23 protein-coding genes and 1 pseudogene are annotated in these 25,280 nt (G+C 29.3%); 17 read left to right on the forward strand and 7 right to left on the reverse strand.

Annotated elements, in window-relative coordinates; all coding sequences use genetic code 11:
- Nucleotides 1-36: 36 nt before the first annotated feature.
- The 10 genes from CF386_RS08440 (at nt 37) to CF386_RS08495 (ending at nt 10,754) form a co-directional block, all read left to right on the forward strand.
- Complete coding sequence (locus tag CF386_RS08440; protein WP_089073996.1) at nt 37-1,017, forward strand: NAD(P)/FAD-dependent oxidoreductase; 981 nt, start codon at nt 37-39, stop codon at nt 1,015-1,017.
- Nucleotides 1,017-2,447: a cryptochrome/photolyase family protein gene (locus tag CF386_RS08445; RefSeq protein ID WP_089073997.1), complete on the forward strand. Its 1,431-nt coding sequence runs from the start codon at nt 1,017-1,019 to the stop codon at nt 2,445-2,447. Before CF386_RS08440 ends, CF386_RS08445 begins: the two co-directional genes overlap by 1 nt.
- A gap of 1 nt (nt 2,448) precedes the next feature.
- Entirely contained in the window at nt 2,449-3,975 is a 1,527-nt protein-coding gene (locus CF386_RS08450; RefSeq protein WP_089073998.1) for a cryptochrome/photolyase family protein, read from the forward strand.
- Between the two features lie 19 nt (nt 3,976-3,994).
- Nucleotides 3,995-4,132, forward strand: coding sequence for a DUF2256 domain-containing protein (locus CF386_RS08455; protein ID WP_089073999.1), 138 nt, complete (start codon nt 3,995-3,997; stop codon nt 4,130-4,132).
- An 860-nt stretch (nt 4,133-4,992) separates the two neighbouring features.
- Entirely contained in the window at nt 4,993-5,598 is a 606-nt protein-coding gene (locus CF386_RS08465) for a LytR/AlgR family response regulator transcription factor (RefSeq protein ID WP_089074001.1), read from the forward strand.
- 150 nt (nt 5,599-5,748) lie between these two features.
- Nucleotides 5,749-6,456: a hypothetical protein gene (locus CF386_RS08470; protein WP_089074002.1), complete on the forward strand. Its 708-nt coding sequence runs from the start codon at nt 5,749-5,751 to the stop codon at nt 6,454-6,456.
- Entirely contained in the window at nt 6,453-6,785 is a 333-nt protein-coding gene (locus tag CF386_RS08475) for a LytTR family DNA-binding domain-containing protein (RefSeq protein ID WP_089074003.1), read from the forward strand. Before CF386_RS08470 ends, CF386_RS08475 begins: the two co-directional genes overlap by 4 nt.
- 348 nt (nt 6,786-7,133) lie before the next feature.
- On the forward strand, nt 7,134-7,874 hold the full coding sequence (locus CF386_RS08485; RefSeq protein ID WP_089074005.1) for a LytTR family DNA-binding domain-containing protein: 741 nt from the start codon (nt 7,134-7,136) through the stop codon (nt 7,872-7,874).
- Nucleotides 7,875-8,602: 728 nt separating this feature from the next.
- Complete coding sequence (locus CF386_RS08490) at nt 8,603-9,598, forward strand: surface lipoprotein assembly modifier (RefSeq protein ID WP_089074006.1); 996 nt, start codon at nt 8,603-8,605, stop codon at nt 9,596-9,598.
- A 379-nt stretch (nt 9,599-9,977) separates the two neighbouring features.
- Nucleotides 9,978-10,754 carry a hypothetical protein gene (locus CF386_RS08495; RefSeq protein ID WP_089074007.1) on the forward strand — a complete coding sequence of 259 codons (777 nt, stop codon included), beginning with the start codon at nt 9,978-9,980 and terminating at the stop codon, nt 10,752-10,754.
- On the opposite strand, the gene CF386_RS08500 is transcribed toward CF386_RS08495, so the two are convergent.
- From CF386_RS08500 to CF386_RS13705, 4 genes and pseudogenes are all read right to left on the reverse strand, one after another.
- Nucleotides 10,751-12,292, reverse strand: a complete 1,542-nt coding sequence (locus tag CF386_RS08500; protein WP_089074008.1) for a cryptochrome/deoxyribodipyrimidine photo-lyase family protein — start codon at nt 12,290-12,292, stop codon at nt 10,751-10,753. The genes CF386_RS08495 and CF386_RS08500 overlap by 4 nt on opposite strands.
- A gap of 44 nt (nt 12,293-12,336) precedes the next feature.
- Nucleotides 12,337-13,161 (reverse strand): pyrroline-5-carboxylate reductase, encoded by an 825-nt coding sequence (proC, locus tag CF386_RS08505; protein ID WP_089074009.1) that lies wholly within the window; start codon nt 13,159-13,161, stop codon nt 12,337-12,339.
- A 187-nt stretch (nt 13,162-13,348) separates the two neighbouring features.
- Complete coding sequence (locus tag CF386_RS08510) at nt 13,349-14,566, reverse strand: amino acid permease (protein ID WP_158522349.1); 1,218 nt, start codon at nt 14,564-14,566, stop codon at nt 13,349-13,351.
- A gap of 362 nt (nt 14,567-14,928) precedes the next feature.
- Nucleotides 14,929-16,145, reverse strand: a pseudogene (locus tag CF386_RS13705) (amino acid permease).
- A 374-nt stretch (nt 16,146-16,519) separates the two neighbouring features.
- Here CF386_RS13705 and CF386_RS08525 point away from each other — a divergent pair.
- Nucleotides 16,520-17,281, forward strand: a complete 762-nt coding sequence (locus CF386_RS08525) for a tetratricopeptide repeat protein (RefSeq protein ID WP_089074013.1) — start codon at nt 16,520-16,522, stop codon at nt 17,279-17,281.
- A 29-nt stretch (nt 17,282-17,310) separates the two neighbouring features.
- Here the strand turns inward: CF386_RS08525 and CF386_RS08530 are convergent, their stop codons facing one another.
- Nucleotides 17,311-18,093, reverse strand: coding sequence for a sulfite exporter TauE/SafE family protein (locus CF386_RS08530; RefSeq protein WP_089074014.1), 783 nt, complete (start codon nt 18,091-18,093; stop codon nt 17,311-17,313).
- 61 nt (nt 18,094-18,154) lie between these two features.
- A complete protein-coding gene (locus CF386_RS08535) occupies nt 18,155-19,096 on the reverse strand; it encodes an aspartyl/asparaginyl beta-hydroxylase domain-containing protein (protein WP_089074015.1) in 942 nt (313 codons plus the stop codon).
- Nucleotides 19,097-19,247: 151 nt separating this feature from the next.
- Here CF386_RS08535 and CF386_RS08540 point away from each other — a divergent pair, with 151 nt between their 5' ends.
- Together CF386_RS08540 and CF386_RS08545 are read left to right on the forward strand one after the other, a co-directional pair.
- Complete coding sequence (locus tag CF386_RS08540; protein ID WP_089074016.1) at nt 19,248-19,607, forward strand: STAS/SEC14 domain-containing protein; 360 nt, start codon at nt 19,248-19,250, stop codon at nt 19,605-19,607.
- 80 nt (nt 19,608-19,687) lie between these two features.
- Nucleotides 19,688-20,317, forward strand: a complete 630-nt coding sequence (locus CF386_RS08545) for a riboflavin synthase subunit alpha (protein ID WP_158522350.1) — start codon at nt 19,688-19,690, stop codon at nt 20,315-20,317.
- On the opposite strand, the gene CF386_RS08550 is transcribed toward CF386_RS08545, so the two are convergent.
- Entirely contained in the window at nt 20,310-20,984 is a 675-nt protein-coding gene (locus CF386_RS08550) for an NAD(P)H-dependent oxidoreductase (RefSeq protein WP_089074018.1), read from the reverse strand. The two genes, CF386_RS08545 and CF386_RS08550, sit on opposite strands and share 8 nt — an antisense overlap.
- Before the next feature lie 570 nt (nt 20,985-21,554).
- Between CF386_RS08550 and CF386_RS08555 the strand changes: the two genes are divergently transcribed.
- The 4 genes from CF386_RS08555 to CF386_RS08570 all read left to right on the forward strand — a co-directional run bounded on the left by CF386_RS08555 (nt 21,555) and on the right by CF386_RS08570 (nt 25,200).
- Nucleotides 21,555-23,192: a peptide ABC transporter substrate-binding protein gene (locus CF386_RS08555; RefSeq protein WP_089074019.1), complete on the forward strand. Its 1,638-nt coding sequence runs from the start codon at nt 21,555-21,557 to the stop codon at nt 23,190-23,192.
- Nucleotides 23,193-23,413: 221 nt separating this feature from the next.
- On the forward strand, nt 23,414-23,650 hold the full coding sequence (locus CF386_RS08560) for a hypothetical protein (RefSeq protein ID WP_089074020.1): 237 nt from the start codon (nt 23,414-23,416) through the stop codon (nt 23,648-23,650).
- Nucleotides 23,650-23,910 carry a hypothetical protein gene (locus CF386_RS08565; protein WP_089074021.1) on the forward strand — a complete coding sequence of 87 codons (261 nt, stop codon included), beginning with the start codon at nt 23,650-23,652 and terminating at the stop codon, nt 23,908-23,910. Before CF386_RS08560 ends, CF386_RS08565 begins: the two co-directional genes overlap by 1 nt.
- Nucleotides 23,911-24,237: 327 nt before the next feature.
- Entirely contained in the window at nt 24,238-25,200 is a 963-nt protein-coding gene (locus CF386_RS08570; protein WP_089074022.1) for a hypothetical protein, read from the forward strand.
- Nucleotides 25,201-25,280: the final 80 nt, after the last annotated feature.

Genomic DNA, 25,280 nt, shown 5'->3' on the forward strand with positions numbered 1-25,280 from the left:
CTTAATTAGAATTGACTGAAAAAGGATTTAGAAAACATGAATTTTGCAATTATTGGGGCTGGTCTATCTAGTTTATCACTAGCCAGTTTTTTAAAAGATTATGGTCAAGTTACAATTTTTGAAAAATCCAGAGGACTTGGCGGAAGAATTGCAACACGTTATCATAAAGACTTTAATTTTGATCATGGAGCTCAATTTTTTACTGTAAAAAGCGCAACTTTCAAACAATTTTTAGAACCTTCAATTCGTAATGAGTCGCTAAAGATCTGGCCAGCAAGATTTATCGAAATTAAAAATGGTCAGTACTCAAATCAAAAAGTTTGGAATAAAGACTTTCCACATTATGTGGGGGTGCCAAATATGAATTCTTTTCTAAAAAATAAGAGTAACCATCATGATATCAAATTAGAAACAAACATCAAGAAAATAAAAAAAGTAGCGGACAAGTGGAATGTGTTTGATCAAGATAATAATGAATATGGTTTTTTCGATTGGGTGTTTGTGACCGCTCCTTATCAACAAACAAAAAATTTAATAGAAGAACATACTACATTTAGTGAACAGGTTTCGTTTATTAAGATGAAGGGGTGTTTCACTTTAATGATAGAAATGGATCATTTTAATGATTTGGGATGGGATGCGGCTCTAGTTCGTGATAAAAACATCAGTTGGATTTCTGTAAATTCATCTAAGCCTGGCAGAGGATCGGCCAAAACAATGGTTATTCATTCGACCAATGATTGGGCCGATACAAATATGAATCTTGAAAAGAAAGCAGCTTTAAGATTTTTATTAAATGAGCTAGATACTATCCTTCCAGGGATTTGTAACAACATCAGATTCGCAGATATCCATCGATGGCGGTATGCGAATGTAGACAAACAAAATGGACAAAATTCATACCTTGATCCAAACTCAAAAATAGGGGCTTGTGGAGACTGGTTTATAAAAGGACGAGTAGAGTCAGGGTTTTCTTCCGCTGAGCATTTATTTAATAATTTGAAAACGTTACTTTGATGATTAAAAATGATATTGCGATTCATTGGTTTAGAAATGATTTAAGAATACATAATAATAATTCGTTGTTAAATTTATCTCAAAAATACAAAATTTTTCCTATTTTTATTTTTGATGAAACTCAACCAAAGGAAGATTCCGCAAATTATTGGTGGTTAATTCATTCTTTAGATAAATTGAATCAAAATTTAAATGGAAATTTACATGTCTATCATGGTAAAGCTGCAGATATAATAAGAAAATTAATTCAAAAATACAATATTAAGGCGTTAGGTTGGAATCGTTGTTATGATCCCAGTTCAATCGAACGAGATAGTTTTATTAAAGAAGAATTTAAAAAATTTTCATTAGACTATATTAGAAGTGAAAACAGTCATCTTCTTTGGGAGCCCTGGAAGGTAAAACCGACTAAAAACAAACTGTATACTGTTTTTACACCTTTTTATAAAAAAGGATGTGTAAGTGATCCTATTAATAAAGCTAAACTGAATCAGCCTTTACAACTGGTATACTCTGATATTCATGAATCAGAATCTTTATTTAATATTAGCCAATTTAATCTTCCGATATGGACACAAAAATTTAAGAAATATTGGAAAGTTGGAGAAGAGTCTGCGCTTAGCACTTTCACTGATTTTGTTGAAAGAAAAATCGACCAATACAAAGATCGAAGGAACGATGTGGATAGTGAATTTATTTCTCAACTTTCCCCTTACATCCACTTTGGTGAAATATCTATTCATCAAATGTGGGATAACTTAAATAAGTTACCCTGTAATAATGGAGTCAACCATTTTAAAAGTGAATTAGGTTGGCGAGAATTTTCTTATTATTTACTCTATAACTTCCCTGATCTGAAAGAACATAATATTAGGTCTGAATTTAATGCTTATCCATGGAAATTTAATGAAACATTCTTTGACGCATGGAAGTGGGGTCAGACAGGATATCCAATGGTTGATGCTGCAATGAGAAGTTTATATGAAACGGGTTATTTGCATAATAGATGTAGGATGATTGTCGCATCATTTTTAACTAAAAATTTAAATATTCATTGGAAGCAAGGCGCTGAATGGTTTGATCTAACATTGATGGATGCTGACTTGGCGAGTAACTATGCAAGCTGGCAATGGGCCGCTGGCTCAGGTACAGATACAATGCAATATTCAAGAATCTTTCATCCTGTTATTCAGGGAAAAAAGTTTGACGTTAATGGTTCTTATGTTAGACAGTATTTACCTGAGATAAGCAGGTTACCGAATGAATATATTCATTGTCCATGGGAGGCGCCTCAATCTATTTTACAGAATCTTGGTATTCAACTTGGGCAAGACTATCCTAATCCTATTGTAAATTTTGAGCAGTCAACCCTAGAAGCAAACAAAAGATTTGAAATTATCCAACATCTTATAAAGCAAAATAGGAGTTAAGATGAGCACTAAATTAATTTTAATTTTTGGTGATCAATTAAGTTTAAACATATCTTCTCTTCAAACAGCAAATCCAAAAAAAGATATGATCCTCATGTGCGAGTTAAGAAATGAGGTGGAATATGTTAAACATCATAAAATGAAAATTGCTTTTATCTTTTCGGCAATGAGACATTTTAGTGGAACGCTTTCTACCAAGGGTTACAATGTAACCTATATTCGTTTAGATGATAAAGAAAATACAGGTAATTTTTATCATGAGGTTGAAAGGATATGCAAGTTATCATCAATAGATGAGATTGTTTTAACAGAACCGAGTGAGTATAGAGTTTTATCAGATATATGGACATGGCAAAAAAAGTTAAACAAGACTGTGACTATACTAGAAGACGATCGCTTTCTTTGTTCAAAAGATGAATTTAAATTCTGGGCTAGTGGAAAAAAACAATTAAGAATGGAGTTTTTTTATCGAGAAATGAGAAAGAAGTTAGATGTTTTGATGACGGATAAAGCGAATCCAGAGGGAGGGAAGTGGAATTATGATTCAGACAATAGGAAATCCCCAAATTTAAACTTAGATATTCCAAATCCCCACATCACTAAAATAGATTCTATTACTGAGGAGGTCATTGAGCTAGTTAATGAAAACTTTGCAGATCATTTTGGTAAGTTGGAAAACTTTTATTTTGCTGTAACTCGACTAGATGCCTTAAAGGTTTTAGCGCAATTTGTTGAAGAAAGACTTGTATATTTTGGAGACTATCAAGATGCAATGATTGAGAATGAACCTTGGATGTTTCATTCGCATATCAGTTTTTATTTAAATTGCGGCTTATTAACACCATTAGAATGTGTAAATGCATCCTTAGTGGCTTATGCCGATAAAAAAGTTCCATTAAATGCGGTTGAAGGTTTCATCCGACAAATTATAGGATGGAGAGAGTATATTAGAGGAATTTATTGGCTAAAAATGCCATCTTATAAAGAATTAAATTTTCTTGGAAGTACCAGAAAGCTACCTAAGTTTTTTTGGGATGGTAATACGAACCTCAATTGTTTAAAACAGTGCATTTCAGAAACAGAAAAACATGCGTATGCCCATCATATACAAAGATTAATGGTACTTGGCAATTTCAGTCTTCTTGCTGAATTAGATCCGAGTGATGTAAATGAATGGTACTTAATTGTGTACGCGGATGCTTATGAATGGGTGGAGTTACCTAATGTAACAGGAATGATTTTATTTGCAGATGGTGGAGTCGTTGCCAGTAAACCTTATGCGGCTGGTGGTGCTTACATTAACAAAATGTCCAATTATTGCAAGAATTGTTGCTACAGCGTCACTAAAAAGACAGGCGATAAAGCTTGTCCCTTTAATTATTTATATTGGAATTTTTTAAATAAAAAAAGACCTCTTCTGGAAAAGAATCCAAGGGTTGCAATGATGTATCGTACTTGGGATCGGATGGATGAAGAAAAAAAGACTGAAACAATTAAAAGTGCAGAAAAGTTTTTAAATCTTTTATAATTTAATCAATAAACTTCATATGACTCATAAAAAATTAAATTTACCTCAGAAAATATGTCCAGTATGTGGAAAACCTTTTTCCTGGCGAAAAAAGTGGCAAAATTGTTGGGAGGAAGTTATTTATTGTTCAGAGAGGTGCAGAAAAAATAAAAATTAATAATATTTATTATGAAATGTACTCATATACATTACTGAAATTTTCATCTCAATTAAAGGCAAAACGCTTTATAATTAATCCCACGTTAAAAATTAAACAAAATTTCCTCCCATAAATTAGTTTTATCCCTAATTTGCGTTATTTCGGAGCTGATTCATGTGATAGAATAACAACTTTATAGATTTGCAGGCTTTAAAAATTAGATAATTAACACTCAGTGATTTGTCGTTACAGAATGTCTTGCAAAGTGAATAATTAATTTAAGCAAAATGGAGCTATTATGAGTCATTTCAAATTACTACTAAAGTAAATTATTAAATAAGTTGAAAATAATAAAAATTGACAATTATGACAAAAAAATTTGTAAAAGAAAATCAGATATTAATGTTGGGAATTTTTCTAATTCTATTAAACGCCATTCTATCCACCTTTCAGAGGGTAGTCGTTAGATATGATTATCTAGACAACCTCAAAGTGTCATTAAATGGGCATGATATAATTCTGAGCTTTTATGATTTACTACTTGAGTATGGTTTATCTACTTTAGGAACATTTTTTATTTTTTCTTTCGGTTTGTATTTAGTGCATAAAATTAATCGCAAACTGGACTATGGGTATGAAATTATAAAATACTATTCACTTTTATTTTTCATATGCTTATTATGTTGCGTACTTATCATTATATGGGTTCTGAATGCGATTACTTTATTTGTTTTCATTATGACTGCTCATTTAGGTCATCAAATGTTATCTTTTACTTGGTGGTGTAGTATGCTTAAAGAGCAATTTAATCTCAAGTATATTTCTAAGATATTAATTTTACATCTTTTTATGTTTTCTTTTTAATCGTCTATTCTTTTGTGTTTAGAAAATTTTCAGGAGCCGATTTTTCTGTACTCTTAAATCAACAAACGATTAAGAAATTGATTCAAAAAATTTCAAAAGTAAATGTTTTAGATAACTCTGATGAAGAAGAGTTAGTCGTCAAAGATTCTGATTCTTTAACAAAGAATCAGAATCAAACACATACTTTATCAAAAGAAAAATTAATTAACAAAGAAAAAAATTCTCTGACAAATAACAAGAAACAGACACATATTTTATCAAAAGAACAAATGATAAAGTTATTTATTGTGAAAAAATTATCGGAAACACACTTTATTTCCATTAATGATGTGTTCGCACTTATAGCTGATGGGAATTATGTGCAATTAATAACAAAACATAATAATTTTTTACTTCGAACTCCCTTGAGTCAACTAGAATTGAAATTGCCTAAGACTTTTCAGAGAGTCCATCGTTGTCATATCATAGATTTAAAAAGAATTATAAGAACTGACTACGATTCAAAAACAAAAAAAATGGAAGTGATTTTAGACTCTAATCAAAAGTATGTTATCTCAAGAAGTTATCAATTTTTAGTAAGAAAATATCTAAAAGAAAAATCTATACTAAAAAGTACTTAGATAGTTGCTAAAATACATACTAATGTTTGGTTACAAATTCCTCTTTAAGTTATTAAGCAGTAATATTAAGCTTGTAAGGGTGACTTGAAAAAAAAATATATTAGGGTAAATTAATATCAATTTTAAGTTTTCAACTTCACTAATGATTCAATGCTTGGTTTAAAATTTTCTTATTTAGAAAAGTCATTTTTTTTGTTTCTATTCATTTTTTGTCTTTTAAATATCTTCACTGGTATTTGGAGTAACGCATTTTTATTTGGAAGACCTTTAATCCCAGAAGCAAATAATGAAACTTTTCTTAGCTGGGGTATTTTTCAAGCTCAATATCGTTTTTTAGAGACCTTACTTCTTATATTTTATTTGTTGTTAATTAAACATTTTTCTATTTACACATTAAGTTTTCGAATGACAATATTTTGGATTTTAGTTATTGTTTGCATGTATATGATTTCATTTATCTTATTAGAGTTTATTGTAAATTATGCTTGGGTATATTTTTTTCATACTGAAATAAGAATAAATATGAAAACATCTAACTTATTTATATTAATAAAAAAAAATTACTTCAATTACCATACAATTTCTAATATTTTTTTTGATATTTTAAACCATCAATATTTAATATTCCTTTATCTATTTATATTAAAATATTCAAATACAATGGATTTAAAGGTTATACAAGAAGATGTTATTTCAAAATTAAGTCCTCTGTTTAATAAAGATATAACTAAGAGAATTAAAAAAAATGATGAAAATCATAAAGATGAAGATGCCCACGATTATGACAGTTATGACACCAATGAGATAACTAACAAAGCTCAAATACTTCTAATAAAAAAAATAGAAAAGAATACTTGATTCACGTTGATGATATTATTTCTATCAAGTCTGATGGAAACTACATGAATATTGATAATGGAGGTGGAATGTTCCCAATCAGAATAACCCTAAAAGCATTATTAGTAAAATTGCCAATTAATTTTATTAGAATAGAACGCTCGCTTGTCATCAATACTTCAAAAATTAAAGTTATTAAAATGGTACAAAATAATAAAAGATTTAAAGTTAACTTAATAAATGGAAAAAGTTATTTAGTAGGACTGAATTACCACGTAAAATTTTTAGAACATGCCATAATCCAGAATTTACTCAAAAGAAATAAGTGCATTATTTCAGAAGAGGGTTAACGTTATAATGTTTAAATTAAAACTTTCAAAATTTGAACAACTCTTTTATTTTATTTTAATATTTCATTTTATAACGCAGCAATTGTATTTATTTAATAGCTATAGCTTTATGTTTTTGGGTAAAATGAGTTTTCTATTAGGTAATTACTCTGAGGCTAATTTATTCATCTTACCTGAAACAATAAAAACAATTTTAATATTTATCGTCTTGTCTTTTTTTATTAAAATATTCATGGTGGTTATTTGTTGTTATTTCTTAAAAAGAAATCTTGCTTTTATTTTAAATCTTACTAAAAAACAATTTTTTGTTTTATATTTTGTATCTATTTCTTGTTCATTACGATTGCTGTGTTTATCATAATTAATAAATTATTTTTAATAAATTTAATTTTTCATCCAGAATTAAATGCAAAATTACAGTTAAATCTTTGGGATTATTGGAAGTTTATTTTTCAGGCTATTACTTTTCCTCTTTCACGTTTTACATCGGACCCTTGGACTGCAATTATCGCTCTAATCACTTCCGTTTCTAGAGATCCATTATTTATTTGTATTTTTGCATTTGGCATTAGATTTTTGAATAAAGGTGAGTTTTATATTTATACAGGTGAGATGCTTCAAAAGCTCAACATAAAGAAAAATAAAACCGTAAAATTAAAGGAAGAAAATTTACTTGAAGGAACAGAAAATACTTTGAAAGAAAGTTTTACAAATTCTCAAATTAAATTAAATAATCGTAAAGCTCAAGCTATACTCGTAAGAAAAAATGATGAAGAATTATTAATTCATTGTGACGATATTTTTTCTGTAGAAGCAGCTGGTAATTACATGAATTTAGACAATGGACAAGAAATATTTTCTATTTACACAACAACCGAAGGTATTTTATCTCAATTACCACAAAACTTTAAAAAAATTCACCGTTCGAGTATCATTAATTTTGATAAAGTAGTTAGCATTCGCTCTGAATCGACAAAAAACAAAATGGCAATAATATTAGAAAATAACAAAGAATACTTAGTAGCAAGAAGTTATCAACAAATGGTGAAAAGCTATTTTAAAAATATATCTTTACTTAATAAAAGTTAAAAACTTTTTATTTACTTTTATACTATCTGGTATATTTGACAGTGAAAACTTAAAAATTCAGTGTCGAGTCATCTTAAAGAAAAAAAACAGGGCATAGTGTTATCCGTATCAAGTAGGTACCAAAACTTATCATGACAGTTTTCCACTTTATACATAACTAGAGTTTAACTCCAAGATTTTAATCATAATCATAATTTTGATGATAGATTTAGTTGCCGAAAGTCTCTAATTAAAAAACTGAGAGCTAGGATTGAAGCTGGGTGAGTTAAAAGTCATGTACAAAAGCACATGACTTTTAACTAGCTTTAGATCTCTTTACAAGAATTAAACATAAATCCTTAGAATTGGTGTTAATTCCTTCGTATTAATAATATTCTGCCTTCCATATAATCACTTTCATAGAAATAAATTGTTAATCAATTCAAAATTAAAGGAAAAATAATATTTTGGTCAATAGTGTACTTTTGTCCTATTTGAGAATTATTCTAAGTGATAAAGTTAAAAATATTGAGTAAGAAGATATTTTGATGAAATTGGTTTTAATTTGACTCTTAAGGTTTAATTTAAAAAGAAAACTCGTCCCAATATATTGTTTTTTTATCCCAAAATCACTTAAAAAATACAATTCACATAATATTTTAACAAAACAAAAAATAAAAAAGTATATTTATCGAATCGTAAAAATGAACGATGAAACAAGTAATTATATTTAAATAATAAGGTAAACTATGAAATATATTAAACCAATAATACTCTCTACAACATTACTACCTCTATTTAGTTATGGATTAACATCATCTAGTCAAGATGTTCTAGCTAAAGAATCAGGTGTTGGCGGTTATGTAGGTATTATGGCTGGTTACAATAGTACTAATAATCAAATGAACACAGATAATAAAAATAAGGACTATGACGGTAAAAACACTCCCGCAAGTAGATTTAGTAATGGATTATTGTTTCCTTATTTTGCCGTAAATTACACTTTTTCTGGTTTAAAAGATCAAGTTTTCTTAAGAAACTATAGCGTCGATAATTTTCTTTATGCTCAAAACGCAATGGCTGAATTAGGTTATACACATTTATTTGAGAATAAAACCAAAGCCACTTTTTCTATAATAGGTTTGGACCTTCCTCAAGATACTTGGCAAAATCCTTATCAAGCAGGAAGAAGAGATAAAACAAAAGCAAAAACGTTAGGTGTCAGAGCTAATTTTGAAAATATATATAATACCGGACTAGGGTTAGATGTTGCTTACGGGAAGCGTAATGTCAAAAATGATGAGTCACCCAATCTAGATGCCATGGCTCGAAGTTCTAAAGCTTACTATGGATCACTCTCTTATTTAATGCCGCTTAGTGAGGGGTTAGCGTGGAGAAATGCTGTAACTTATGAAAAAAATTCAGCTGATGGTGATGCAATGAGTTTTAATGGTTACGGTTATAAAACAAGTTTACTCATGAAGGTTTGGGGAGGAGATTTGTCTACAAATTTATCCTATGAAAAACGTTCATTTGATGGAAAAATTGAGGTGAATAATTTACCTAATGTTAAAAGAAAAGATAATCGATACAAAGTAGGCATTAACTATGCAGAAAAGGGCTTATTTGGTTATGAAAGTCTTTTAGGTACAGTGATTGTTAGTTATGAAAAACAAGACTCAAATGTTGATTTTTATTCATACTCCCAACCATCGATTATGCTAGGTGCCGCTTACACATTTTAATTTTTATGAAGTCATGCATATTAATTGTATGGCTTCAACTTACAGTTGCTTCATTTATTACAACTCCATAATGAAGTATCCAAATAAAATAATAATAAATAAGAAAAATAATTTTAATAAATGAAAAAAATAACAAAATAATATCATTAGATAAACTAATGTCTAATTAATATTTTTAGCTTAACTTATGTCAATTATCTTTTTATGATTGACTGATAATCCTGATTTAATCAATTACATTTTTAGATAGATAAAATATGACGCACCAATATACATATTTTATATGCTCTATTTGTTTGAAAGAGATATTAAGCAGAAGGGTTCCTAATAAATTATAAAATTGACATGGTGTTTAACATAAATTTAGAGGATAGATGTAATGATCAATGCTAAAGTTTATTCATTATTAAAGTTATTTTGTTTTAATAATAAAAAGATTACCTATATTAAAACTTTAAAAAAAGGTACTTTAGGAAAAGTACACATTATACGTGTAGGAAATAAAAAATATGTTCTGAAAGATATTAGCCAGGTAGCATTTTTATTTAAACCTATTGCAAAATTTTTAAAAAATAATGAAGAAAAATCTTTGTTAAAAGTAGAAGAGGCTTTTAGAAATAAAAATATTGATTTTCCGAAGCTTATTTATCGAAATAAGTTATTTAATGTTAAAATTTATCTTGAAGGTGAACCTTTAAAAAAAAATATGATAAATGATGTGACCCCTCAATATTTTATTAGAGCCGAAAAAATAATGAATGAACTGCATGAAATGGGCATCGTCCATAATGATAATCAAAAAAAAGAAAATTGGTTAATCAATAAAAAGGGGCACCCATGCTTGATTGATTATGATATTGCTTTAAGTTTTAAAAAATACAATCAACTTTTCAAATATTTGAAAAAACAAGATATACGGCATTTTCTAAAACTTAAAAGTAAGTTTTTTCCAGATTTGATAACTAATAAACAAAAACAAATGATAGACAAGAGAAACCTTCTTTATTGGATTAATAGACATTTTATTAAACCAATTTATAAAAACTTTGTTTCAATATTATTTTTTATTATTACTTTTTCAAAAATAAAAAATCTTTCATCAAAACTTAGAATAAATACGTTTAGTTTGCGCAATGAAAAAAGAAAAAATTGTTAACTAAAATTTAATTCGATTTGGTTTTTGTTAACGGTTTTTGTTTTATTATTTTTTTTTCGACTACCCAATTTTTTATAAACTTTTTTTGAAGTTTCTTTGAAGCCAGCTTTTTTACGAAAATGACTAATTATTTCTTTGGCTTGTTTACTACTAGTTTGAAAATCAACGATTGGGTAGGGGTAGTCGATACCAGGAACGAAGTTACATTTCTTTTGAATTTCTTTAGGCATTTTCCACGGTTCAAGAATCCATTCTTTTGGAATATTAGATAGTTCCGGAACATGTTTTTTAACAAAAACACCATCAGGATCATGCTCTGAAGCTTGTTTAATTGGATTGTATATACGTATTGCATTTATGCCTGTTACGCCTGACTGCATCTGAATTTGACTGAAATGTATTCCGGGCTCGAAATCAATAAATAATTGTGCGAGATAGTTTCCAAAAACTTGCCAATTAATTTGTAAATTGTAGGCCGCAAAACTGGATAGCATGGCTCGCATTCTAAAATTAATCCAGCCAAATTTGAGAAGGTAGCGCATGGAAGCATCAATTAAAGGAAATCCTGTAAGCCCAACTTTCCAAGCATCAAAATAATCTTTATTAAATGTTTGATTGAAGCCATTAAAAGAAGGGTGCATCGATTCAATTTCAATATTGGGCTGATCTTCCAGTTTTTGAATAAAGTGACAACGCCACATTAGTCTGGATTCGAATGCTGACAGTGAGTGTTCAACAAATTTATTACTATAAGATTCGTTTAATTTTTCTTGGATTAAACGATAAATCTCTTTAACCGATAATAAGCCGTAAGTTAAATAGGGTGACATTCGCGATGTTGATTGATGATTTGAAGGGGGTTTTGATCTATATTTTAAGTAATATCTATAATCTTGAGATAAAAAGTTTAAAAGTATTTTTTGTGCGTAAGTATGTCCACCCTTCAAATAGGTTTGTTCAGCATCTGTAATATTATGGTTGAAATATTCATGTGTTGGAAATGAATCAGACTTCATTTTAAGAGGAATTTTGAAATTAACAATCTCAGGTATTGTTGATGAATGTAATCTTTTTGTCCTGATTTTTTGCCAATGATCTCTTGTTTTAAGGTAACGAATAACACCATTATATGGATAAGCATGATACTGAATATTATTTTTTTTACACCAATCGATGACTTGTTGATCACGCTTATAGGTCCACATCGTTCCAGTTTCTTCATGCGCAAAGATATGAATGATATTAAAGTGATTACTGAAATCAGTTAACACTTTTAAAATATTTCCACATTTAAAAACAAGAGGTTGGTCTTTGTTTGTAAGTTTTTGATTTAGCTCTACAAGAGTTTGCTCAATAAATTTCCACTGTCTTATTGAGCTATAGGGCTGCTTCCAATATTCGGGTTCAAATACATACAGAGGTAAAATAGGGATATCTAACTTTTGAGCCTCAAAAAAAGGCTCATGATCATGAATTCTGAGATCTTTTTTCAACCATACAATAGAGATATTGGTTAAATTTGTGTTTTTCTTAATCATATCTAAAATTTAGACATTTTTAGTCAAAAAGAAAAGTATATTACTTAAAACTCATTTTCCATTTGTATAGCTCTTTTGATTGCGGCATTCATTGATTCTTTAATAATGTTTTCAAAATTATTCTGTTGAAAATTTTCTATGGCTGCAGCGGTTGTGCCACCTTTTGAAGTAACATTTTCTCTTAGGGTTTTAAAAGATTTATTAGTTTCAAAATTTGCTAAAGCTATACTTCCCTGGGCTGCTTGTAAGACTATTTCTTTTGCTTCTTTTTCTTCAAACCCAAGGGTAGATGCAAATTCTTGCATGGCTTGTAAAAAAAGGAAAAAATAAGCAGGAGAGCTTCCAGACAAAGCAATAATATCATTAATTTGTTCTTCATTTTTCAACCAAATTGTTTTACCAATAGAGGACATTAAGCTTTCAGTCATTTTCTTAAAACTTTGATCAATGAAATGTGGAGCAAACATTCCAGAGACCCCTTGACCAATTAAGGAAGGTGTATTTGGCATCACTCTTATGAGCTGTAACTTTTGATTAAACCATAATTCGTATTTTTGAATTTTTATACCCGCTGCTAGTGAAATAACTTTTTTTGAGGATAAGTCCATGTCATTAAGTTCTTCACAAACTAGCTGCATCATTTGAGGCTTTACAGACAAGATGATAATTTCAGAATTTAATATGGCATCACGATTAGAGTTTGTTTCAATAACATTAAACTCTTCTTTTAATTTTTTTCTTTTATGATCGCTTGGTGCCGTGACTGTTATATTTTGAGCAGGCATTCCCTCTTTAATCAAACCAGCTAAAATTGAACGTGTCATGTTACCAGAACCGATAAAACAAATTTTTTTAGAGAAAATATCCATAATTAATTTTACCCATTTAAATAAAAGTAAGAAAAATATTAACTATAAAATATATATTAGTTAAATAAATTTTTCTAATACTTCATTAACTTTGCTAACGATTTAATAGAATTTATAGTCTTACCTTCCTTTTTAATCGAGATAAGACCATATCATTCTGTTGTATGAGCCCATGATTACCAAAGATTTAGCTTAGTTTATGAAATACTTCAACACAAATTACAAATATTCCAAATAATGCAGCGATGAAAAGTCCAAAATTACCAAACATAACTTGATAAGGAGATTTTAATTCTTTAGATTTTCTTAATTTATAAGCCATTAGTGCCGGTAGTATCATGATTAATAATGATGCTGCAATACCAGCATATCCTAGTGCAGTAATGAAGCCTTTGGGATAGCAAACAGCGAAGAAAAATGGAGGACCATAAGATAATACATAAGCAACCAAGCGTCCGGAGGAATAATTATTATTAAGTTTAAAGCCATCTCTAATAAAATCAAAAAGACTTAATGTCACACCAAAAAATGATGTTGTTATAGCAATATTGGTAAAGAGGTTAAAGCCTGCACTAATTATTTTACTTTGCGTGTGATTTTGGAAAGCGATAACCATGTCACCAACGCTTCCTCCGCTAGCAATTATATTTGAAAAACTATCAATTCCAGTTACCGGTAAAACACCTAGCGTTCCAACTTCCCAAATTAAATAGATAATTAGTGGAATTGTTCCTCCAATGATAACAATATTTCTTAATTGTTTTACATTATCTCCAACATAACTTCGTAGACTTGGAACGATAACATGTGAACCAAACGAAACAACAATTATTGGAATTGCGAATAAGAATGATTTAAATGATTCTGGATGAGTTTCTAATAATGAAGTTTTAATATAAGGTGTGAAGAAAAATAAAATAAACAAAAATGCAATAAGCTTTAAAAACATCAAACCACGATTGAAATAATCGACTAATTTAGCACCTATAAAAACAAAACCACCTAGTAGTAACGTAAAAAATAAAGTTCGTGAAAAGTTATCAAACGTAGGTAGGTTCAGAGATTTTAATCCAGCTTCAATCAGTGAATTACCACCTGTCATGTAAGCGGCAGTTAAGGCATACAGTAAAAAAAGATAAGATAACCATGTGATGACTTTTCCTACAGATCCTAAAGTTTGTTGAGCCATTGAACTAAAATTTGAATCTAATTTGCAAGCTAAATTGACTTCTAATAGTAATAAAGCTGTATAGGTTAGGATGAACCAACACAAAAGAAAAATCATAGCTGTGACACCGTAACCAACAGAGTAAGTCGCAATAGGTAAAGCCAACATTCCTCCCCCAATGGCTGTACCTGTATAGAGCAAGATGGAACCAATTGTTTTGTTTGAATTATTAAACATTTTCATTTCTCTTAATTATTATTAGGGTTATACTAACAAACTAGTACAGCGGTATCAAGGTGATATGAATATTTAATTTGAAACAAATTGATTTTTTATGCTTCATAAATAAAAAATAAAAAGAATCAATATCATTAATTGAAATAAAGACTTAATGTTATGACAATTCTACTCAGTTGTATTATATTCGCTAGCTCGTTATATAGCTTGAGGGTCTATAAGCACTTAATTTTTTGAGATGCTTGTTAGAGGATAATTTATCTTATAAAGATTCAATCAAGATGCATTATTTAAACCCTCATTGAGAGGGTTTAAACATTTACTGTATTGAATAAACAATTTTAAAATATCGTTTAATTGTATTAAAGACTGTATTTATGAAGAATTTCTATGGTAATGACTATAAGTCCAAAAATTATTGGCGCAAAATAACAAAATACGCCTCCAGGAATCCGAATAGGCGACTTTAGCTGTGCAGAATTTCTTAATTTATATATCATAATGGAGGGAAGAATAATCAGAATTGACTGAGCTATCCCTGCATAACCTAGTGCATTTATAAAGCCCTTCGGATAAAAAATTGCAAAAATAAATGGAGGTCCATAAGTTAAAATAAAGGTAAATATTCGACCAGATGAATGTTTATTATTAAATTTAAAAGCATCTTTTAAGAAATCAAAAAGACTTAAGGTAACTCCAAAAAAAGAAGTTGTAATTGCAATATTCGTAAATATATTAAAACCTAAACTAATAATTTTACTATTAGTGTATTGTTGAAATGCTTGCACCATATCTCCTACAGTTCCACCATTACTTATAACTTGAGAAAAACTATTGGGGCCAGTAAGAGGTAAAACACCAATGGTCGCAATCTCCCAAATTAAATAGATTAGGAGTGGAATTGTTGAGCCGATGATTACAATATTTTTTAATTTTTTGGGGTTATCGCCAACATAACTTCTTAAACTGGGAACAATAATTTGCGATCCAAAAGATACAACGATAATAGGAATTGAAAATAATAGAGTTTTAACACTTTCAGGTTTTAATAATAATAAAGAGGATTTAATGTATGGTGTGAAAAAAACAATATAAAAATAAAAGCAATAAATTTGAGAAACATTAAACTACGGTTACAATAATCCACTAACTTTGTTCCTATAAAGATTATTCCTCCAAGTACTAGAGTAAACAGAAGTGTTCGCGTAAGATTATCCAACGTAGGGAGGTGCAATAATTGCAAACCAGTTCGCAAGAGAGAATTGCCGCCAGTCATATAAGCAGCTGTTAACGCATAAAGTAAAAATAAATAGGCAAACCATGTTATAACTTTACCTAAAGTTCCTAATGTTTCTTTTGCCATGGTGATATAGTTTGATCCAACCTTACAAGCCATATTAACCTCTAACAATATAAGAGCTGAGTATGTAGATATGAACCATGACAAAAACAAAATTAATGTAGTGACGCCGTAACCCACAGAAGCTGTGGCTATAGGCAATGCTAACATACCTCCACCAATGGCAGTCCCAGTGTATAGTAAAATTGAACCAAGTGTTTTGTTAGAATTATTGAACATTTTTATTTCTCATTATAATGAATGCACATACGCTAACAGACTAGTACAACAAGATCAAGGAAACTTGCTATACACAAAGTTATTGAAGTTTATTTTAAAGAGGAAATTTGGATGATGCCTTTTAAGTAAGGTCTAAAAAGTAAGTTCGTTATATTATTTAAAAGTAAAAATTATGTTCTTTTAATCATTTATTAAGCTTATATGTCTATTTTTCAATTTATAATGAATGGAAATTTATATAAGTCTATAAAGTTTAATTATAATTTTAGGCGCAATTGATAATTATAAATATTGCATAAATTTATTAATTTATAATTCAGAATTATGATAAAATTTTTCAAATAATAACAACAAATGGAATTTTAATTCTAATTATGAAAATATTGTTCTTTTTATTTATATTTTTTTCTATAGCTTCTAACGTGCTTGCATCTGAAAGATTTTATGATAGTGCTAATCGAAACTTAAATAGTAATGCCTATGAAGGACAAATCGATGCACAATATGAATTGGGTGAAAAGTATTTATTTGGAAGTAGTGAATATCCAAAAAATTATTCCAAAGCTGCGTTTTGGTTTGAAAAGGCGGCTCAACAAGGTGACGAATTGGCTCAATTTAATCTAGGCTGGATGTACCAAAAAGGTCAAGGTGTTAAACAAAATAATTTTAAATCATATCAATGGTATTTAAAAGCTGCAACGAAGGGTTTGTCTGTCGCTCAAAATAATCTCGCAATAATGTATTTCAATGGCTTTGGTACCAATGTTAACTATAAAAAAGCTTTAATATGGTTTAAAAAGGCAGCATCTTCTGGTTATGCACCAGCCGAATCTAATTTAGCAAATATGTACCTTTTGGGAAAAGGGGGTTATAAAGATTATGATAAGGCTTTTTCTCTTTATAAAAAGTCAGCATTTCAAGGTAATCCAGTTGCTCAATATCAACTAGGGTTCATGTTTCAGAAAGGCTTAGGTACTTCAAAAAACTTAGAAAATGCAAAATTTTGGTATTCTAAGGCATCTAAGAAAAAAGACCAACAGGCTATCCAACGTTTAAATGAACTGAATAATGGTATGGATAAATCTGAGAGTTTAATTTCAAGAAAAATGGAAGAAGCTAAAGCTTTTCAGGATTAATGAAAAGCTATATTGATTTCAGTTATACTTTAAAAAATCATTAACCCAGATACAAAAAATATCATACAAATATATATAATTTGTAAAATTTTAGGTGATAGTAAGTGAGTAAGTTTTGATCCGCCTACTGCGCCTAATATACTGGGTATGATACCAATTAAAAAGATATGATAATGCAGATATCCTATAGTATTAACTGGTAAATTTTTGGCTGTTAAACCCGCTAAGATACCTTCTGGCGTCAAGCATATTGACATTATTAGTGTAATTACAGTAGAGGAGCCGATCGCATTTTTTATTGGCGTACCAAACTTAATAAAAAAAGGGACATAAAAAGATGACACGCCTGCTGACATTGAAAACAACCCAGCCAAAAGTGCTAATAAATTTCTCAAATATTTTGGAGCATGTATTACTTTCACATTAGGTCTTATAACTCTATTAATCATCCAGATAGCAATCCCAAGTAAAATAATTGCAAAAAATATTTTTAGGCTATCACTCGGAATAACACTCATTAATAAAACACCTAAAATTCCACCAATTAAAATTGGGAGGATATGCTGTTTTAAAAGCTCTGTTGAAACATGCTTGTATTTATACTGTTTTATTGTTGCAAAGATACCTATAAAGATGCTTGTTGCAAAGGTTGTTGCTATAGCTACTTGCATGTGATGTTCACTATTAGGATAAAAGTGACTGAGAACAAAAAAATAACCGGGAACAAGCACGATGCCTGATCCACCTCCAAAGACACCGGAGATAACACCACTTAAAAAGGTTATAGAAAGAATAATTAGAAAAAATTCCATTAATGAGTCCTATGATAGGGTGCGTAAGAATATGTTTTAAGCACCCGAATATTATGAAAAATTACCAAAAAATCAACCACAATAAAAATATAAATAAACAATATTTCACAATGTAATAAAGAGTTTTATTAGAACTTTTTAATTTTTTGCCTAAGATTCTAATTTGATATAAATACTTAAATGCTTTATTGATCCCACCAGTTTTATCTCCCATTTCATTAGGAGCAGCTGATGAACGTAGTAAAATATTACTAACCAATTTATTATAATAAGTTGCAATTATATTTGTTGTAGGTCTTTCAATGTCACATAGTAAAATAATGCGTTCTTGGTCTGTATGGTTTAATGCTTCATGTAAATAAGTTTCATCAAACAAAACATCACCACCATCAGTCCAGACATAATCTTCGCCATCAACTCTTATGTAAGCTTTATCGTTATTAGGTGTAATAAGTCCAAGGTGATACCTTAATGAACCAGCAAAGGGATCTCTATGTAGTCCTAAACGACTACCTGGTTTTAAACGAGCAAACATAGCTGCTTTAACGTTTGGTAAAGATTCAATCAATTCGGTAGTTTTAGGGCATCTCTTAGCAGCAGAGGGTATAGATGCTCCATACCATTTGAGATAAAAACGACTCCATCCTTTTTTAAAGAAAGAATTAAAGCCAGCGTCATCTAGTTTATCAGAGGTTTTAATTAAACCAAGTTCATCTAGGGTAAGAGCTTCATCTCTAATCATCTTCCAATTTTTTTGAAGGATATCGAGATTCTCAACTTCATTAGTCGGTATATATGGTTTAGTATCAACTTTTGAAAAAATATACATCGGAAAATTTATGGGTGACATAAAAGTTGAGTGATCTGTCAGTTGACGAGTGATCTTATATCTTACTTTACCTCTTCGACATGTATAAATAATACTAATTAAAATATAAACGATTATTAAAATTTTGATGATTAACAAGGTGTTGCTCCAATTTCCATTTTGCTTTTTTACCATGTATATTTTAATTGATAGTAATTTTATATCAAGAAAATTTATTTATTGCCCTAAAAAACTTCCTAATATTGATGGGGGAGCTTATTTACTTAGATAGATTGCGAAATATTTACTAAAATAATAATTAATATTTTAATTTTTTTTATAAATTATGGAATTTATTGAACTTGATTTTCCTAATGTATTAGCTTTTAAAAAATCTAAACAGTTTAAAATAAATGAACTTGAGATCCTTTTAAAAGAAGCTCACAATAAAGTCCGTCACTTTGGAACAATTGATATTTATGAAGAGTTAAATGCTAAAGACGAATCAGATTCTTTTCCTTGGTTTGAGCATTTTAATTATTTATGGCAAGTGGGTTTATCTAATATAGAAAAAGTGGTTATAATTGCTGATGAGAAGTCACTTTCTAAAATTAAAAGTAGCCATAATAATTTCTTCTCTAGAATAAATATAAAATTTTATTCATTTGATGAAAAGAAGCAAGCTTTACACTTTTTGAAAAAATAAATCTCTTTTTAAACACGTATTATTTTACAAATATTCCTTAATTCTATAAGATTTCCTACATATTAATTATGGAGGTAGTTATGTTTACAGGTATTATTCAAGGTATTGCTTCAATAAACAAAGTAATTGAAAAAGATCAAGTTAAAACCTTTGAAATTATTTTTCCAAAAGGGTTTTGTAAAGATCTTCAACAGGGAGCGAGTATTTCAATTGATGGCGTTTGCCTTACAGTTACAAATATTATCGATGACATTACAGTTCATTTTGACGTTGTGCTTCAGACGTTAAATATTACAACCTTAGGTTCTTTTAAAGCGAATCAGAAAGTGAATGCAGAACGCGCCAGTAAACAAGGTGATGAAATTGGTGGTCATCCACTTTCAGGTCACATAGATTTCAAGTGTAAATTGCAAAATATTGAAAAGATTGGGAACAACCAAAAATTTTCATTTAAAATAGCGCACAATTGGAGTAAATATATCTTTTCCAAAGGTTTCATCGCAATCAATGGAACTAGTTTAACAGTTTCTGAAATAGATAAAAATACGAATGTCTTTGAAGTATGGTTAATTCCAGAAACGCTCTCAGAAACTACTTTCAGTGATAAGAAAATTGGTCAAGATTTGAATATTGAAATCGATAGAAATACTCAAATCATGGTAGACACCATTAATGCGGCCATTGATGAAAAGTTGAAAAAATTTAACTAGTAATGAACGCTGCGTCAGAATATGACCAGTTGTAATTTGCTAGAAGTTCATGTAAGTGTTCAATATGTAATTTCAATCTTTTTTTGACGTCTTTGTCTAAACCTACCTGCAAATTTGGTGCATCATAAAAAGCTTGGTAGGGTTGATAAAGCATTTTGCATAAATTGGCTGTCTGTTGAAGTGGTTTTAAAAGCTCACTCATCGAATAATTATTAAAACTACCTGCTCTGTATGATTTTTCCGGACCACCAGTAGTAAATGAACAAAAAAAATGTTTATTTAATAGTTTGTTTCCTTCACTGCCATATGCAAATCCATATTGAAGTACTTCATCCATCCATTTTTTAAGAGAGTGGGGAGTACTATACCAATAGAGTGGAAATTGAAACATAAGAACATCGGCAGCAATTAGAAATTCCTGCTCTTTTATTATATCAAATTTTAAACCTTCTGGATTAGAATCCAATTCATTAATGGTAACATTATCGAGACTTTTTAGTGCATTAATAATAGTTTTATTTGTGAACTCACCTGAATATCCTGTATGCGAATAAATAATTAGTATTTTTGATTTGAAAGACATGGCTTTTAAATTGATTAGAATAATAATCTTTACATTATAGTCGAGAAAATAAACATATATGGAAAATTTTGAAGAAATGAACATTATAAATTATCAACGATAGCTAGTTATAAATCTTAAAAATAAGTAAATATTTTTATATTTTATAATGCTTTAAGATTCATTTTAAAAGAAGCGGAAAATATATATGTATCAGGTTCAATTTAAAAAAAGAGATAGATCATAAAATCCTGAATAATGAACAATAATCTTCTCAAGAAAATCAAATAAATCATTAACTAACTTTCTAACAAGCTATTAACTAATAAAATTAGAGCTATAATAACTACATAATTTTTATAACTCTTAATTAAGGTTTATTAGATCCTATGATCAATGTAACATTTACAATAAATTATTGAAGATATATAGAGTGACTTTTTACTATTTAAAAAATAAATCTTGGGTTAGTAAAGTTCTAGGTTTATTAGGTAATTGCGGATTTTTAAGTATAAAAAAAGTTGCATATAAAATAAGACATTGCATCAATTTTGTTGAAAAAAAGAGTATTGACTTTGATTCATATTCAATATAAAGATGAATATGAGAAACATATTATAATATAAAAATAACAAAAATATTATTTTCACACGCATAACATAAGGTGACTGAAGTATGGGTAGAATTAGGTTTTTAAATAAATATTTTTTAACTACACTCCTTTCTATTGGTTTAATATCTTTTAATGCATCTGCGGCAGATGTTCCTTCGGATGTAAAGTTAGCAAAAAAACAAGTGGTTAGAATTGGTAATGGTGCGGAGCCAGATACATTAGATCCAAACATTCAATCAGGAACAAACTCAAGTGCCATTAACTATAACCTATTTGAAGGTTTGACAAACCAAGGTTTAGATGGAGAACCTGAGCCCGGTGTAGCTGAATCATGGAAAGTTAATGAAAGTGGAACAGTTTATACTTTTAAATTGAGAAAAGATGCTAAATGGTCTGATGGAAAACCTGTTACTGCAGAAGATTTTGTATATTCCTGGCAAAGACTAGTGAATCCAGAAACTGGCTCACCTTATGCAACCTACTTGGATATTATGAATGTAAAAAACGCAAGTGATATTGTCAAAGGTAATAAAAAGCCAAGTGAACTAGGTGTTCGTGCTTTAGATCCTCATACATTTGAAGTTACATTAACGAAACCTACACCATATATGCTGAATATGATTTCATTCCCAGCAGTTTTTCCAGTTCCAAAGGAAACCATTGAAAAATATGGTGTGAAATGGACTAAGCCAGGAAATATGGTTAGTAATGGTGCATATAAGCTTTCCAAATGGGTGGTAAATTCTGAAATTGTTCTTGAACGAAATGATCAGTACTGGAACAATGGTAAAACTGTCATTAATAAAGCTATCTTTTATCCAATAAGTGGTACCAATGAAATTAATAGATACCGTTCCGGTGAAGAGGATATGACTTATAATCCATTGCCAGTCGATCAATTTAAAAAATTGCAGCAGGATTATCCATCTGAAGTGACTATTGCTCCTTGGTTAGGTACTTACTATTATAATTTCGATACGAAAAAACCTCCATTTGATAATAAGGATTTACGAAAAGCACTGTCTTATTCAATTAATAGAGATGCGATTGTTAAATTTATAACAGGTAGGGGAGAAAAAGCCGCATATACTTTTACACCAGTTTCGACTGCAGGTTTCAAAGCGCCAAATTCTAAATTTGCGACAATGAGTCAAGCTGAAAGAGATAAAATGGCAAAAGAGTTTTATAAAAAAGCAGGTTATGGACCTGACAAAGAGCTTCAGTTTACGCTACTCTATGATACCAAAGACCCTGATCATAAAAAGATTGCACAGGCTATAGCTTCAATGTGGCAACAGACACTTGGTGTAAAAGTTAAGCTAGAGGCCCAAGAATGGAAGCAGTATCTTCAAACAACTTTGGGTACTGATTATGATGTTGCTAGATCCGGTTGGATAGGAGATTATAATGAGCCGTCAACATTTTTATCCTTACTAACCACCCATAATGGACAAAATAGGTCTCATTTTTCAGATAAAAAGTATGATGATCTCTTTGCTCAAGCAAGTTTGGAAAAGGATCCTGCTAAAAGAGCTAAATTGTACACTCAGTTAGAGGAAATTATTATTGAAGAGGCACCTGTTGCTCCAATTTATCAATATGCATCCTCAAGACTAGTAAAACCATATCTAAAGGGTGTTGATTCTAAAAACAATCAAGATATTCAATATGTCAGAAATATGTATATAGTTGAACATTAATTTAATTGATTGCCTTAATAATCTCTTAACTAACTTTAATAAAAAAAAACATTCATTGAATGTTTTTTTTTATTATATAAAATGACACTTCATAACAATTTTTATCCATTTATCCCTTTTTTATTTTTTTTGACATTAGGATGTAATATTCTGACACAGAATTGATTATAAATATGGTCTTATATTTATAATTAACTTTCTTATTAGAGTAGGGAACAAAAATGAAAAAAATATTTATTATTGGTTCATTGATAGGATTATCAATTTTTACGACCGCTACTTTCGGAATGACAAAAGAAAGAATCATAAAAAAAAGATGGGATGGAAATGTACATGAAAAAATAATAAAAGTTAAGAAGTGCTGGCCTCATAGAGGGTATTGCAGAATCAAAAAAAGAACAATTTACTTGAATCGAGATTGGCCAGATAGAGTTGTAATAAGAGAAAAGGAGTGGTAATGAGACAAAAAATAAAGTTTTTAATTGCATCAGTAGTAATGTTAGGTGGTATTACTGGTTGTACTTACAATTATCCAGATAGCTATGCTGCACAAGGTCCAGATTATAAGAAACGAGTTGTACATGATAAATGGAAAAATGGCGTTCATATGAAAATTATACGTACAAAAAAATGTAGTCCGGATGGATATTGTCGAGTGAAAAAAAGAACCGTATATTTAAACAGAAATTGGCCTGATAAAGTGGTTTTTAAAGGTTAAAAGCTTTGCGGAGAACAAATGTTTTCCACAGCTTTATTCACATATTTCATTTTAATAACAAGTTTTTCTTAACAATTAGTTAATGTTGATTAAATATTTTTTTTAAAATTTTATTAACAAATTTTGTGAATACTATTAAAAAAATCATTATTTTCAATAAGTTATGATAAGCAAATTTAAAACAAGGATTTCTGTCTAATTTTTAAACATTCGTGAATTTTATATGAATTGTTGTTTAAACTTGTTATTAATTTACAATGTAAACTTATTCGTTGATTTTTTTTCTGAAAATTGTTACTGTTTTTTTATTTTGTAAATTAATGAATTATGTCTGAAAAATGGATGCTAGAGAATTTAATTAAAGGTCAAAACAAAATAAATTTTAGTGCTAATGGTATGATCAATTGGGTGAGGGCAACTTCTATTCTTTGTAACGATCAGAAGCTATTTACAACAGACTTAAAAAATAATTCTAATTGTGTCCTATCTTGTGATTTTAATGATGAACAGAAAAAACTTATTTTTAAAAATTTTTTTTTCTCAATGTATGAATACACACATTTAGCAAGACTTGTTCATGAAAACATACATCCTTACGATATACTAACAGCAGCGCTAACTAGTTGTTATAAATCAATAATTTTTGCCATAAAATCTATGAAACTTTCAAATACAGAATGTCGATATGTTTCAATTGAGCAATTAATCAATTTTTATCAAACAGAGTTAATTAATAAAGATATCCTACCCATTCCTTTTTCTATTGGGTTTAAAGATCTGACTAAGAAAAATACAAAAGATAAAATCAAATCCCTCAAAAACAATAATTCTTATAATAATAATGATTATCCTAAAACAAAAGAAATGTCCTGGGGAGCTTCCATTACATTTTTAAATGGTACAAGAGACTATATTGCAGAAAGAACAGAAGAGCGGTTATTAAACTCAAGTCAATTTTATGAAAAAAACATTTTAAACTTTAGAACAAAAGATGCTCAATCGATCCGTGATAAAGAGTTAGCATTAAAATCTGTCAATTTTTTAGCGCAAATACATAGGGTATATTCTAAAGTTAATTCAGATGAAATTGTTTATATTGCCTATGGTGGCATTAATCCAGAAAAGTTGAAGCAGTTTATTTTAGATTTGAAGAAAATAGCCAGAACATTTCAAATAATATCTGGTCGGTATATTTCTCATAAATGTTCGTCACAAGAATGGGATTGTTTTATTCAAGACTTCGAAAAAAATGCTGCAATTTCGTTAAAAGTTCAGCATTTAAAGTGGTAAGTATGTTTATATACTTACCCGAAATATAATATTACTGAGACAGAAATGATGGCCCATATAACAAGAATAAGTATTTTTTG

It is taken from the genome of Paraphotobacterium marinum (assembly GCF_002216855.1).
In the GTDB taxonomy this organism is placed as follows: domain Bacteria; phylum Pseudomonadota; class Gammaproteobacteria; order Enterobacterales; family Vibrionaceae; genus Paraphotobacterium; species Paraphotobacterium marinum.